Here is a 13,904-nt window from a genome sequence, read left to right as displayed (position 1 = left end):
AACATACAATTTAAAAAATGGGAACATCAAAGATGAGGCTGTCTATAACTTTGCACTCCACTGACTCTTGAAAAAGCCAGTTCTTTAGCGGCCTCATGTTTAAGGGGTTATAACTTCGATTAGGGATAGACTCAATAATTCGGGTGTTTATCCGCTTCTATATAAGTCGTTCCTAAGTTTAATCTGTGTCTACTATTGAATCTAGCAGCGCCCTTCCTTTATTGGCGAATAAAAAAAGGCTTTCGCTTAGAAATCTTGCCACTTACGACTTCAACATATTCAACGTCTGCCCCATTATCAGCAGGTCCTACAAATATAGGTCTGTTTAACTCTTTTTTATATAATTTAGTAGCTTTGATGTAGCAGCCAACTGGAGCATTCAGTTGGCCCTTGTTAGTCCCCATTGTAATGTTCTTTCCCCTAGCACGCTTACTCATTCTACAACTCTCCTCCTAGATCGAACTAGTACATAAGATATCATTATTTTCTGTGACCAACATCCAGTAAGACCCGGTTTAGCCATTATAACCCGAAGAGTGTACGAAAAAAACGTGTCCTTTTTTAAAAGTATACCACTATAAGTCTGCCCGATTATCTATGTCACCATTTTAGCAGACAAAGCTCGGATAATGGAATTAAATTCAATATGCAATAAACTGGTGATATACCAACGATACTAGCCGGCACATCGGTATTTCTTTTCGCATTATAAACCCACCATCTGTCCATGATACTATTTCTTAAATAATACCTCGTATATTTCCAACCTCCTACAAATTTGGGGTATAGTATTTTTCAGGCTACATTAGGACTATTATCTAAGCTTAAAAAAAGAAATAAAACGTTCAGAGAGCGGGTTTTAAGTATAGTGGCGAGGGGAGTCGAACCATTGTCCTAATAATTGAATTCGATTCAAAAATCCAGGACTTCCGATTAATCTATTTATTTCGTCAACAATCAGTCAAATCTACTATATTCTAGCCTCTGTTTCACACTTCAATCCCATCTGTAATACTCCAAAAACCACGCCACCACTGTAATCTCAGCCCTCTGTACCATCCCTCACCAACACCGCCACCGATTCTACGTGAACGGTATGCGGGAACATATCCACCGGCGTCACTTCCACCGTCCGGTACCCGCCTTCCTCCAGCACCGCCAAATCCCGCGCCAAAGTCGAGGCATTGCACGAAACATACACCACACGCTCAGGCTTCATTTCGAGAATAGTCTCCAGCAAGCGTGGGTCGCAGCCTTTACGAGGTGGATCCACCACAATAACATCCGCCTCAATCCCCTGCTCTTTCCAGCGCGGAATGACATCTTCGGACGCGCCAACCTCAAACTTCACATTGGTCATATTGTTAAGCTGGGCATTGCTGCGCGCATCTTCAATCGCTTCTTTGACGATCTCCACGCCGTACACCTGGTCCGCATGCTGTGCCAGAAACAGCGAAATTGTACCGATGCCGCAATAGGCGTCGATGACGGTTTCTTTGCCGGTCAGGCCGGCGTACTCCACCGTTTTACCATAGAGCACTTCGGTTTGGACCGGGTTCACCTGGTAAAAAGAGCGCGCCGAAATCGCAAACTGCACATCGCCGATATAATCGTAAATGACGTCGCGTCCCCACAGGACGCGGGTTTCGTCGCCGAAGATGACGTTAGTCTGCTTCGTGTTGACGTTCTGGCAGATGCTCGCCACATCGGCGATCTGTTCACGGATCAGGCCGATCCATTCGTCCTTGTGCGGGATATCCCGCCCATTGGTGACGAGGACGAGCATGATTTCGCCGGTACGGAAGGCCTTCTTCACCACAACATGGCGGAGCAGTCCGCGGCCCGTTTCTTCATTGTAGGCCGAGATGCCAAGCTCGCGGCCGATCGCTTTGACGCGCGAGACGACTTCGTCGTTATGCTCGTGCTGGATGAGACAGGTTTCCATGTCGATGATCCGGTGACTGTTCCGCGCGTAAAAACCGCCAACCAGGCCGCCTTCGGCTACGCCGATCGGCACCTGGGCTTTGTTGCGGTAGCGCCAAGGCTCGTCCATGCCAAGCGTGTCGCGGACAAGGATGCCCTCGCCCCTGCCTATGACCAGCCCCTGTGCTCCTGCATCATTCTGAACCGAATCAGCCGAGTTTGCGAAGCTATCAGAAGGATTGCCTGTACTCAGGCCACCAGCGCTTTCGGATGTACCGGGACTATTCCCAGCACTCACGGCATTAACCACACCAGCACCAGCACTCGCATTAACATTCGCTTTTAAATCCGCACTCCCGTCAGCGTTCACCTCGGTATCTGCATCGGTACTCGCCACAACGTTCGCCTCTGCATCCGCTCCAATCCCCGCACTCCCCTGCACCCGCAGCTTCCCGATCCGCTCCAGCGCATCGACAACGCGCTGGCGTTTCCAGGCCAGCTGGCCGGCGTAGCTCATGTGCTGCAGTTGGCAGCCGCCGCACTGGTCGTAGATCGGGCATGGCGCTTGGGCGCGGTCCGGACTGGCTTTCAGCACGTCCAAAAGTTTGGCGTAGCCGAATTGTTTTTTCGTGCTAATCACCTTGACCCGTATCTTCTCGCCAGGCAAAGCGCCCGCAACAAAAAGGGTATAGCCCTCCGCGCGGCCTACCCCTTCTCCGTCGTGATTCATACCGATGATATCTATGGTGTAATCTTCGTTTTTCGCTACTGGCAGGTTCCATTCGGCCACGGCCGCAGTGTTGCTGCGGTTACCGCCCGAAGAACGCCCGCCCCGTCCGGATGACGCGCCTGCGCGTGTTCGGCCCCGGTTGTTGTTCATCTTGATCCCTTCACTTCTTTCCTGTTAATAAAAATGTATTCTCCATTTATAGAAAAAGCCTTGCCCGGCCGCCCGGCCAGCAGCAAGACCTTTTGAATGTTCAGTAAAATGACCCATTAAAAATTTCCGCAAAGCCCTATCAAGCAAAAATCTGCATATGCGACGGCAAAATCTCGAACACGCCCGGCAGTTTGCCGCCGAGCTCGCCGTCCAGGTTCAGCAGAACCGGTGCCGGAGAGGTGATCTCCATTCGTTTTGTCTTGAAGTACAAGACATGCGAATCGTTAAAATGGTCGCCCCGCAGCGCCATCGTCACAAGCCGGATGAACTCCGGCAGGTTGCAGCGTTTGACGGCGATGACGTCCAGCAGGCCGTCGTCGATGCGCGCGTCCGGCGCAAGCTTTTCAAAGCCCCCGACCGAATTGGAGTTCGCTATCAGGAACATCATAAACTCCCCGTGCATCGGCTCGTAGCCTTCGGCCGAGATGGTCAGCTCGGTTGGGGAAAGGTTCACCATTTTTTCGATGCCTTTCATATAATAGGCCAGCTGGCCGATCATCGTCTTCAGACGGCTTGGCACCTCGTAGGTCAGCTGGGTCAGGGAACCGCCCCCGGCGATGTTGATAAAATAACGGTCGTTCGCTTTTCCGATATCAATCGGCCGTGTAGTGCCGTTAATGACCAGGTCGCAGTAATCCTCCCAGCGTCTGGAAATGCCCATGGCGCGGGCGAAATCGTTGGTCGTGCCCATCGGAAAAATCCCCAGCGGCGGCAGGTCATCTTTGCCGGCCATGCCGTTTACGACCTCGTTCAGCGTTCCGTCGCCGCCGGCCGCAATGATGATGTCATAACCGCGGTACACGGCATCCGCCGCTTCGCGGGTCGCATCGCCTTCGCCGGTCGTGGCGTGGCAGGACGTTTCAATGCCGGCCAAATCCAGCCGGTTCAGGATATCCGGAAGCAGCCTTCTGATTTCTTCGCGTCCGGATGAAGGATTATATATTAATCTGGCTCTTTTCATTCCTGCTGCAACTCCATTTACACTCGATTAGTTTATCTTTTCATTATATTCGAGATTTGGTCCCGTATCCAGTCGCCCAGCTCCGGGTGAGGCAGCAGCGCCTCGCCATTATAGCGGTATGTCAGGCCTTCCAGCCTGGACGGGATCACCTGCTTCGTGAAATACCCCGCGCTCAAAAATAAAGGCGCCACGATTACCTCGTAGCCCTTATTAACCCAATCGGACACCTTTTCACGCACGGTGTCCGTCCGCAGCAGGCCATAATCCGCGGCGGCCACGCCGCTGATGGCCTGCACGCTGGCCGCCAGGGAGGCCATCCCTGCCTCCCAGCGCTGCCGGAAGCCGTCATGGCCGCTTCCGTGCCCGACCAGGACCACCGCTTCCCGGTCCGGGTCCCGGGAAAGCCCGCGCACCTTGTCCCAGACCATGTGCGCGATCCGCGGATCGTCGTCCATCGGGGTGCCAAACCACACCCGCACCCCGTCTCCGATCCGAAACCGCGCCAGATCCGTCTCAAGCTCCGGCTCCGGCTTCAAGCCCAGCGCATAGCACAGCTCATCGATATGCGTGCTGCCGGAAGAGACAAACAGCGGCACGACAATCAAATCGGCGGTGCCGGCCGCCTCCAGCCGGTCGATGCCGCTTTGGATGCCGCGTTCCCCTTCGGCCTCCAAGAAAGAAGCTTCCACCGGAATTCCGGTTGGAAGCTTCAGGGTTGCCACGGCGTCGTCTACGAGCTTGATCCAAGCGTCGTCGGGAGAACCGTGGCTGATGATCAGAACGCCTGGCTGCATTAGCGGCCCAGACGATCCAAAGTCATTTTATAACCGTCGTTGCCGTAGTTGAGGCAGCGTTTCACACGGGAAATCGTGGCCGTGCTGGCGCCGGTTTCGGCTTCGATTTGATTATACGTACAGCCTTTGCCAAGCATGCGGGCTACTTCTAGCCGCTGGGCCATCGACTGGATTTCGTTTACGGTACACAGATCGTCAAAGAAGACGTAACATTCTTCGAGGTTATCGAGTGTGAGAATAGCTTCAAATAATTGATCAATGCTGGTATCATTCAATTTCTTGAGCTGCACCTGTTTATCATCCCCTACCATTAGTAGTTTCATTGTACACGAGGGAAGGCCTCATTTTCAAGCGTTAACGATTTCACGCGATGCAGAGCCCGATCCATATTTCCGCTCCTGCCCAGCCGGAATCCGGGCGTTCGTCTATACCCCGCTCCTGCCTAAATCATACATTATTGTAGAAAAGGCCTCCACGAATGTCTATCATTCATAGACACAAATACTGGAAAAGGAACGTGATGCAAATTGCCTCATTACAACAATCCGCACCGGAACATGAATGCGCAGCAGGGCATGAACCGCCATCCGGATTATGCCCGTCACCGGAGCATGAACGCTCCAAGAAGCGCGGCCCCGCCGGAGCTGCCTTCCGTCCCTCAATATTATCCTGGCGTTAACCCTTATGGGGCCGTCGGCTCTTTTGGCGAATCCTCCGCTTTGGTTCCTTATAATGCAGCCGGCTCCGTGCTGGAAGCTGCCGCCCCGGTAGCCGCCGCCGAAACCGCCGCCAGCAGCGGGCTGCTCTCCAATCTCGGCAACCTGAAAGGCATCTTCGACCGGCTCGGCGGCATCGACGGCATCATGGGCCATATCGGCCGCGTGCAAAAGGTCATCGGCGGCTTCCAGCAGTTCGCCCCGATGGCGAAGCTGCTGATGGGCTCCTTCGGGGCCAAAGCCGCGGCCGGGGTTACGGCCGATCCCGAGGATCTGGGCGAATACCGTCCGCGCAGACGAAAAAGCTCCGGCAGCGGCAAACGCCGCAGCTCGGGCGGCAAACGCCGTTCAAGCGGCTCGGGTTCCCGCCGCAGCTCCTCTTCCAAACGCCGCAGCAGCTCCTCCAAACGCCGGTAAAGACAGCCGATAGGAACAGTCAATAAGAACACTCAATAGGTGCAGGCAGTAAATGTGGCGATAGGATGGGGCTATTCAACACAGCAACACGACAACATCTTCTGACGTTCTTCCCTGCTCAGTTGTTTCAAACCGACAGCACCGGAACACGGGTTTATAAACCAAAAAGGCGTGCAGGATACCGCCCCGCACGCCTTCATTCCTTTTCCGCTTATCTACTTAAACCACCCGCGCCGGTTGAACCAAAGCACCATCCAGAGGGACAAGCCCGCCATAAACAGCAGCACCGTAAAATACCCGTAAACATAATGCAGCTCCGGCATATGGTCAAAATTCATCCCGTAAATGCCTGCGATCAACGTCAATGGCATAAAAATCGTCGTAATAACCGTCAGCGTCTTCATGATCCCGTTCATACGGTTCGAGTTCAACGAAATGTAGGAGTCGCGCAAATCCGCGGTCATTTCCCGGTCCGCCTCGATCATATCGGACAGCTTGAGCAGATGGTCATAAATATCCGCAAAATAAGCCCGGTGACGCCCATGCTCCTGCAGATGCTGGGAGTTGAGGATCCTGTAGAGCAGATCGCGCATCGGCACCACCGAACGGCGCAGCTTCAGCAGCCGCCCCCGCAGGTCGAACACCTGGTTCATCAGCAGCTCCACCGACTCTTTGCTGCCCACCGACTCAATATCCGCCAGCTCATCTTCAATTGAATACAGGCATGGAAAATACGAATCGACCAGATGGTCCATCACCGAATAAGCGGCGGACATCGGTCCCTGCTGCACGTCATGGCCTTGCTTGACCCAGCTGATAATCTGCGTCCAGGCCTGATCCACCTCATCCAGTTTGTGTTTATGGAAAGAAACGATCAGCTTTTCCCCGACAAACAGATTTACCTCCATGGCTTTCAGGCTGTCCGGGTCGATAGCGTGCAGCACATAAAACCGGATATCCTCATAAATATCCAGCTTGGGCCGCTGCAAATTGTGCAGCACACAGTCCTCGATCGCCAGCGGGTGAAAATGAAAATAACGATCCAGCAGCACGCATTCCTCTTCCGTCGGCCGGTCAAAATCAACCCAAACCCATCTGGCGGAGGCCAGGTCGAAATTTTCCAGGCTGCTGCCTTCTACAATCTGGTTGTTCTGCAGAATGGATAACGTGCGAATCATCGGTATGTATTCCTCTTTTCACGGTCGTATGGGCAGAGCGGCCTCGCAGCTTTTCCGCCATCTATTTACGTCTATTGTAGCCCATCCGCCCGGAATTACCTAACCTCAGGGTTCTTATGTCCGTTCCTTACGTCCAAATAGGACAAGTTTTTTCGGCGGGCTTGGATTAAAATGGAATTTGATAACTTGGAGTGCCGCGTCATGCGGATACGCCTATAACAGGGAGATGAGGGAATGAGCAAGGTTTTTTCAACGGTTCAGGCGGTTCTGGAGAACTACAAAACTTCAGTTTATGAGAGAGACGTTGAGCAATTTTTAGCGGCTTATGCTGCGGACGTTCATGTGTTTGATTGCTGGGAGAACTGGCAAGACACTGGTATTTCCCCGTTAAGGGACATGGCGCAGGGATGGTTTGAAGGCTTACGGAAGAACGGCGAATGGCTGAAAGTAAGCTTTGACGAGGTCGCCATTGAAGAAAATGCGGAGTTGGCTTTTGTCCGCTGTGCCGTGTCGTTTGCCGCCCACACACCTTCCGGGGAAAAAATCCGCTCGATTACCAACCGGTTTACCTTCGGTTTAAGAAAAGAAAGCGACGGCTGGAAAATTTCGCATCAGCATTCCTCTCTGCCGATTCGGATGGAAACGGGGAAAGCGATTTTTGATGCGTTAGAGGCTAAGGAAGACTGAAATTGAAACTGAAACTGAAACTCCAACCCCGACACCAACAAAAAAGCCCTCCGCCATCTAATCGATCGGGAGAACTTCATTCGTTGGTATTGATTCCTGCCAGTTAAGACCAGCCGAACAGCAGCTTGAAGATCAAACCGGCCAATACGGCGGAAATCGGAATGGTGATGAACCAGGTGACTACGATTCGTCCGGCAAGCGACCAGCGCACAGCGGAGAACCGTTTGGCAGCGCCCACGCCCAAAATGGCCGGGGTGATCGCGTGCGTGGTGCTGACCGGCAGGTGCAGCAGCGTAGCCGAGAAAATGACGGAGGCCGCCGAAATGTCGGCCGCGAATCCGTTGATCGGCTCGATTTTAAAGATTTTGGTGCCCATCGTTTTAATGATTTTCCAGCCGCCGACCGAGGTGCCAAGCGCCATCGACAAGGCCGCCGCAATTTTAACCCACAGCGGAACGGTCAAGTCGGACAGCTGCCCGGAGGTCACGAGGGCGAACGTAATGATCCCCATCGCCTTTTGCGCATCGTTGGTGCCGTGCGTGAAAGCCTGCAGGGCCGCCGTTAAAATCTGCAAAGTACGGAAACCTTTGTTTACGGTATGAGGACTTCTTCTGGCAAAGATGTATTTTAAAATCGTCATGACGATATAACCGACGGCAAAAGCGATCAGCGGCGAAATCAGAAGACCCTCCACAATTTCGCGGAAACCCGACCATTTCACGTGATCCGAACCGGCCCCGACGAAGACCGCCCCAACCAAAGCCCCGATGAGCGCATGGGAAGAGGAAGACGGGATGCCGAAAAACCAGGTTACCAGGTTCCAGATAATCGCCGCGAGCAGCGTTGCGATAATGACCTCGAGACCGTTGTCCATCGTGGTTGGATCAGCGATTTTCCCCCCGATCGTCTTTGCGACACCCGTAAACAGGATCGCGCCGAGAAAGTTCATTCCCGCCGCAAGCAGGATCGCCCTGCGCGGCGTCAACGCCCGCGTGGAAACGGAGGTTGCAATCGAGTTGGCCGTATCATGGAAGCCGTTGATAAAGTCAAAACCAAGCGCAAGGATGATGACGACGCCTAAAATAAGCAAAGTTGTATCCATGTTATTGTCAACGCCCCTTACGAATTGCGCATGATAATGGATTCCAGCATGTTGGCCACGTGCTCGCAGGCATCCGTTGTCGTTTCAAGGCGTTCGTAGATTTCTTTTTTCTTGATCAGCTCGATCGGATCGGTTACCGATTTGAACAGCTCGTTGATGCAGATGCGCAGCAGCTCGTCCCCCTGGTTCTCCAGGTCGTTCAAGCGGATCGTGTGTTCGCGGATCGCCAGCAGTTTTTTCGAAGAGAGCAGATGAACAGCCTTTTGAATTTCGTAAGCGGAGGTTCGAAGGATTTCACCAAACTGCACGATATATTTATCCGGGTTGCCCAGGTGGTACATATAGAAGCGGGATACCGTGGCTTCGAGTCCGTCAATGACGTCGTCCATGGTGGTGACCAGACCCATAATGTCATCGCGTTCAATAGGCGTAATAAACGTTTTGTTCAATTCTTTAATGGTCGTATGCACAAACTCGTCGCACTTCTTCTCAAACTCTTTCATAGCTTTGGCAAAATCGGAAATATTGTCGAAATCCGAAACGTGTGCGGTAAAATAGTCAGCGGCTTGTACAATCGTATCCGCCATATTTTCGAGTGTCTGGAAAAAAATATCCTTCTTCTTGACTCTCACCTGGATATCCCCTTTTTTAAATAATTTGATGAAATAACTCTATTGATGACAACCCTTGTTATCTTACCAACCTGAAAGACGTATTGTAAAGGCTATGTAAACGCATTATCAAAACTTTCAGGCAATATTTAATTAACATTACCCCATCAAGTACCTGCTATCCCTAATATTAGGAAAAAGGGGACTTTCCATGCATCAGGAGCCTTCCAGAATTTGAACGTGGGACTCGAAATCGGGACGGTTCGGCACGATGTTGAAATACGTCTTTCCCGGGTACAGCGGGACCTCGGCACCGTCTTTAATAAACCGGATAATGTCGTCTTGTTTGCGGACCCAACGTCCTTCGATCTTTTTGCCGCGCTGAAACAGCAGCGCTTTGCCTCCCAGCTCCAAATCCACGCTCAGCCGGCCGACATCGTCCAGCACTTTATGGTCCGCCCCCATCACTATTACGTTGCTCATCGTCAGCGGTTCGCCGGTTTCCTTGTCCGCATGCACCTTATCGCCGATGTACCTCGTATACAGCCGCGTCCCGGCATCATAGCGGTAAGACACCTTATAGCTGTCCTGCAAAAATTTCACCTGCACACCCACCGCGCCCGTACCTTCCGTCGGCGGTTCGTCCGCCTGGCGGAACGTGTAGGCCGGAACGGCGTCGTCAGACGTTTCGAAGCCGGACTTGTCCACGCCTTCGCGCAGCTTCTCCAGGCTTGTATAGAGATTGTGCGGAGCTTTGCGGGCGGAGTCCCGCCAGAAGTAGGCGCCCGCTTTGCCGATTTCGTCCAGCTCCTCTTTGTGCTGGGACTGCAGGATCGAATAGGCGTCCGGGCTCCCGCCCGCGTGCACCAGCACGCCGTGGTAGCTTTCGCCCAGCTCGATCAGGTAAGGCCGGATGCTGCGCACCGGCCCCAGCTTGGCCGCTCTGCCGCTTTCCGCGCTTTGAAAAATCGCCACAAGGCGCGTAACCCCGCCTTCGGCCAGCACTTCGTACACCACGTCCGCATCCTGCAGACCAGACTGCGGACGGGCCGCCGGCGCGTTGTTGATCATCACCGCGACCGGCCGTTGATTTACCGCTGTGTCGGCCGGCAGGCCGGTCAGCGGTGACGTATAGGCTCCCGCAGGCGCGGAAGCTGAAGGGCCCGGCGCCGGACCTGGCGCCGGAGATTCCGTCGCGTTCGGCTGCGACGGAGCGGGCCCGTCCGCATTTTGGGAGCCGCATGCGGACAGCAGCAGGGCGGCCGCGGTGCTTAACGCCGCGGCGGTGACGGTCCATTTTGTCCAAGCTCTAATAGGCAAAATTCAGTTCCTCCCGTTTGGCTTATTGTTCCATTATAGGCGGAATACGTCATGGAAGAGAAGACATCGGGAGGATCGGGCGTTTATCAGCCTTGCGTTTACCTGCGAAAAACCTAAAAAGCCGCATCCCAAGGATGCGGCTCCGTTATTTATCAGTGTGTCCTGTTGTTTTGTCCGTAGTTCGTGCTGTTTGCTTAAAACGAAACCAACCGTTAAATCTCGCCGAGCTCATTTCCCCCAAACTGCCAAACATCCAGGTTCAGCGCTCCTGGCCTGCGGTCCTGGAACAGCCGTTTTGCCGTCCGTTCATTGTCGGCCGCTCCCATCGCGTAAAACAAAGGGCAGAAATGCTCCGCGGCATACGACGGAACGGCATCCCGGACATTGGGCGCCAGCTTGTCGAAGCGGAACAATTCGGAGAGACTCCACTGGCCGATTTTGTCGCTGATCCACTGATCAAACGTATCGACCTGCGGAACGGGTCCGTTTTGGCTGGACAGGCGCAGATTATGCACCAGAGCCCCGCTGCCGATGATCAGCACGCCTTTGTCTCTAAGCGTTGCCAGCATTTTGCCGATTTCGTACTGCTCGGAAGGCGAACGCCTGGAATCAATCGACAGCTCCAGCGCCGGAATTTCGGCATCCGGATACAGCCGTCTCAGAATCACCCAAGCCCCGTGGTCCAGCCCCCGGTCCGGCACAGCCTTGAAATTCAGGTTGCCCTGCTCGAACAGGCTCTGCACGTCGCGCGCAATTTTGCGGTCGCCGGGAATGGAATAACGAATTTGATACAACTCCTCAGGATACCCGTAAAAATCATGAATCGCTTCATAACGGTCCGCGTCTGTCAGCAGCTGCTGCGGATCATCCCAATGGGCCGAAAAGATCGCAACGGCTTTGGGAACAGGCAGGCGACGGCCCAGCCGCTGTAAAAAAGCGGTATATGCGCTGTCTTCTAATGCGAGCATCGGTGAACCGTGCGCGATAAATAAGGATGGCATGGTCATCCGGGCCACCTCCTTATCCCTTGATAGTGTATATATGTTTATTCTATCGCTTCCACGCCGATTTTACCACTTGCAACCTTTTGGCAGTTTTAACGCAGAACAAGGAAAAAGCGCCCCGAGGGACGCCTTCGAACGGATTCAACTATTAGGGTTCAAGCCGTAAACAATCAACCTGCTGAACATCAGGCTTATATCATCCAGTGCTGCCATTCTTCCTGCTGCGCTTCCTGGCCGTCCAGCCATGCCTTCGTCGTTTGGATCAGATGAGTGCGGTGTTCGCCGTTGGAATACGTATGATTGGCCTGAAAAATAATTTCTTTGTCGCAGCGCCCCTCCGGACGCGTCCACAATACTTTCTGATACAGAAAAGCGTAATCGACCGGAATAACTTCGTCGGACGTCCCGTGCACGACCAGCACATTCCCGTGGAATTTGCTTACTTCCTGGAACGGCTGATAGTTGGCAAGCGATTCGAAGAAGACCGGCGTCAGCTCATAACCCAGATAATCCGCATGCCCGAATTTGACGGCATCGTCATAAAGCTGCCTGCCGGTGATTTTGACAATATCGCTGAACGGATAACCGACCGCGGACCACAGCACCAGGTTTTTCACCCGCCGGTCCGCCGCCGCGGCCGCTACTGCAGCGGCCCCGCCCAGGCTGTGGCCGATCAAGGTGACCTGCGTCGGATCCACGTCGCTGACGCTAAGCCCGTAATCCAGCACCCGCTGGGTTTGCTCCACCATCGATTTCAGTCCTTCACGGCCGTAGCTGCCGCTGCTTTCCCCGCAGCCGACGTAATCGAAACGCAGCACCAGATAACCGGCTTCGGCCAGTTCCCTTGCCGCGCTGACGAACAGGCGGTCTACGCCGATCCGGCTTCCCACGAAGCCGTGGCAGATCAGCACAAGAGGCACGCGATCTTTGCAGCGGCCCTCCTTCTTCGCCGTTCCGGCCGGATAATGCAGACTGGCGGCAATCGTTTCTTTACCGTACTGTATCGTTATCTGCCGCTCCATTTCAGTTCCTCCTTAGTTTTTACGCTGGAATACAAAATACTTATAATTCCGAGTTGTTTAATGTAATTTAAGTTTATCATCCCCTTCTCCCCTTTGTCAACGCAACCTTCCCTATTCCGTGAGCGTCTAACGGGTAATAAGAAGCAGACCCTTAAAGGAGGTTGATTCCCTTGAAAATCACGCCCGTAAGGTTAAAACTTCCCCTCTTCTTAATGGCCGTCAGCTTGACCGCAGCTCCCCTCAGCGGAGCTGCTGGTTTCGCCGGCCGTGCGGCCGCTCAGGCTGCCGAAGCTCCGGCGGCGCAGTCCCAGCCTGTAGCGCAAGCCTTGCCGAAGGCCGCGTTCAGTCCCGTTTACGCGGCTTACGAGTCCTTGCTGGCCGAAGGACAGCTTGGCCGCGCCGTCTCTTATTTGAAGCAGCACATCCCGGAAGCAGGTCCGTATGAGGCGACGATCATGACGCTGCATCTGGAAAACGCGCAAAAGAAACAGCTGGAGGCATACACTGCCAAGCTTTCCGCTCCCGCCATCCAAACTCAAATTTCCAGGCTTTATAAAAAAGGGGATACGCTGGCCTCGCTCGCCGGTCGCACGGCAAACGTTTCGCTCCGCAGCCTGCTGAACGAAACCGTCTCCGCCGGTTACAAGCTCGTCACGGCAGAGGGCATGTTTGATCCCGTGCTGGATTATGAACGGTACGCCGTTTACCGGCCTTATGTAAATCCGGATATTCAGGCCTATCTGGACATCATGGCGGAGGAATCCAGGCAGGCGCCCGCAAATGATGCCGCGCTGAGCATCGGTTACCAGCAGATCACCGCGCGTGCGGTGGCGCAGGAGCTTTTTATCCAAACCTATCCGAATTCCAACCGCACCGCCCAAATCCGCCATTTGTTCAAGCTTTACAAGATTTATACCTTTTATGGGCTTAACAATACGCCGCTGTTCGATTATGACGATAAAAAGATCCAGCCAAACGCCTTAACAGGTTATCAGGCCGTGCTATTGTACCGGGACCCGGCAAACAGCGGCTATCTTACGGAGCTTGCCGCTTTCCTGAAAGTGGTCCGCGCAAACGGCGGCAAGCTGACTCCCATGGTGGATCAGTACCGCAAGGAGCATTTTCCGCTCGACTTTGAGTAGAGAAAATAAACGAATCTCCTCACACGCCGCTGAACGGCAAAAATCCGGCTGCCTAAAATGGCAGTCGGATTTTTTTGGGCTTTGCGG

Annotated in this window: 14 protein-coding genes; 3 read left to right on the top strand and 11 right to left on the bottom strand. The window is 53.7% G+C overall.

All coding sequences use genetic code 11. The features are described from left to right. Window positions 1–218 precede the first annotated feature (218 nt). The 5 genes from AC3ZPD_RS20150 to AC3ZPD_RS20130 form a co-directional block, all read right to left on the bottom strand. Entirely contained in the window at window positions 219–437 is a 219-nt protein-coding gene (locus AC3ZPD_RS20150; protein WP_490986070.1) for a hypothetical protein, read from the bottom strand. Window positions 438–1,042: 605 nt separating this feature from the next. Beyond that, window positions 1,043–2,803 (bottom strand): 23S rRNA (uracil(1939)-C(5))-methyltransferase RlmD, encoded by a 1,761-nt coding sequence (gene rlmD, locus AC3ZPD_RS20145; RefSeq protein WP_490986069.1) that lies wholly within the window; start codon window positions 2,801–2,803, stop codon window positions 1,043–1,045. 139 nt (window positions 2,804–2,942) lie between these two features. Next, window positions 2,943–3,824 (bottom strand): diacylglycerol kinase, encoded by an 882-nt coding sequence (locus tag AC3ZPD_RS20140; RefSeq protein WP_490986068.1) that lies wholly within the window; start codon window positions 3,822–3,824, stop codon window positions 2,943–2,945. 32 nt (window positions 3,825–3,856) lie between these two features. After that, the gene (locus AC3ZPD_RS20135; protein ID WP_490986067.1) at window positions 3,857–4,618 is read right to left on the bottom strand and encodes a sirohydrochlorin chelatase; all 762 of its coding nucleotides are present in this window, start codon (window positions 4,616–4,618) and stop codon (window positions 3,857–3,859) included. Then, the gene (locus AC3ZPD_RS20130; RefSeq protein WP_068700191.1) at window positions 4,618–4,908 is read right to left on the bottom strand and encodes a YerC/YecD family TrpR-related protein; all 291 of its coding nucleotides are present in this window, start codon (window positions 4,906–4,908) and stop codon (window positions 4,618–4,620) included. The genes AC3ZPD_RS20135 and AC3ZPD_RS20130 overlap by 1 nt, the downstream gene beginning before the upstream one ends. 237 nt (window positions 4,909–5,145) lie before the next feature. Here AC3ZPD_RS20130 and AC3ZPD_RS20125 point away from each other — a divergent pair, with 237 nt between their 5' ends. Beyond that, a complete protein-coding gene (locus tag AC3ZPD_RS20125; RefSeq protein ID WP_490986066.1) occupies window positions 5,146–5,751 on the top strand; it encodes a hypothetical protein in 606 nt (201 codons plus the stop codon). 215 nt (window positions 5,752–5,966) lie between these two features. Here the strand turns inward: AC3ZPD_RS20125 and corA are convergent, their stop codons facing one another. Further along, window positions 5,967–6,929 (bottom strand): magnesium/cobalt transporter CorA, encoded by a 963-nt coding sequence (gene corA / locus AC3ZPD_RS20120; RefSeq protein WP_490986065.1) that lies wholly within the window; start codon window positions 6,927–6,929, stop codon window positions 5,967–5,969. Window positions 6,930–7,163: 234 nt separating this feature from the next. Here corA and AC3ZPD_RS20115 point away from each other — a divergent pair, with 234 nt between their 5' ends. Further along, window positions 7,164–7,616: a YybH family protein gene (locus tag AC3ZPD_RS20115; protein ID WP_490986064.1), complete on the top strand. Its 453-nt coding sequence runs from the start codon at window positions 7,164–7,166 to the stop codon at window positions 7,614–7,616. Between the two features lie 103 nt (window positions 7,617–7,719). Here AC3ZPD_RS20115 and AC3ZPD_RS20110 read toward each other — a convergent pair whose 3' ends face one another. The 5 genes from AC3ZPD_RS20110 to AC3ZPD_RS20090 all read right to left on the bottom strand — a co-directional run bounded on the left by AC3ZPD_RS20110 (window position 7,720) and on the right by AC3ZPD_RS20090 (window position 12,675). After that, window positions 7,720–8,718, bottom strand: a complete 999-nt coding sequence (locus AC3ZPD_RS20110; protein WP_490986063.1) for an inorganic phosphate transporter — start codon at window positions 8,716–8,718, stop codon at window positions 7,720–7,722. A gap of 17 nt (window positions 8,719–8,735) precedes the next feature. Continuing rightward, window positions 8,736–9,350 carry a DUF47 domain-containing protein gene (locus AC3ZPD_RS20105; protein ID WP_490986062.1) on the bottom strand — a complete coding sequence of 205 codons (615 nt, stop codon included), beginning with the start codon at window positions 9,348–9,350 and terminating at the stop codon, window positions 8,736–8,738. 195 nt (window positions 9,351–9,545) lie between these two features. Then, on the bottom strand, window positions 9,546–10,649 hold the full coding sequence (locus AC3ZPD_RS20100; protein ID WP_490986061.1) for a DUF3048 domain-containing protein: 1,104 nt from the start codon (window positions 10,647–10,649) through the stop codon (window positions 9,546–9,548). A 212-nt stretch (window positions 10,650–10,861) separates the two neighbouring features. Beyond that, window positions 10,862–11,656 (bottom strand): DODA-type extradiol aromatic ring-opening family dioxygenase, encoded by a 795-nt coding sequence (locus tag AC3ZPD_RS20095; RefSeq protein WP_490986060.1) that lies wholly within the window; start codon window positions 11,654–11,656, stop codon window positions 10,862–10,864. Window positions 11,657–11,844: 188 nt separating this feature from the next. Further along, on the bottom strand, window positions 11,845–12,675 hold the full coding sequence (locus AC3ZPD_RS20090) for an alpha/beta hydrolase (RefSeq protein WP_490986059.1): 831 nt from the start codon (window positions 12,673–12,675) through the stop codon (window positions 11,845–11,847). Window positions 12,676–12,845: 170 nt separating this feature from the next. On the opposite strand from AC3ZPD_RS20090, the gene AC3ZPD_RS20085 reads away from it, so the two are divergent. Further along, entirely contained in the window at window positions 12,846–13,817 is a 972-nt protein-coding gene (locus AC3ZPD_RS20085) for a hypothetical protein (RefSeq protein ID WP_490986058.1), read from the top strand. Window positions 13,818–13,904: the final 87 nt, after the last annotated feature.

It is taken from the genome of Paenibacillus mobilis, assembly GCF_058267595.1.
The sequence above is the reverse complement of the archived record's forward strand: the minus strand, read 5'-3'. Positions and strand labels throughout refer to the sequence as shown.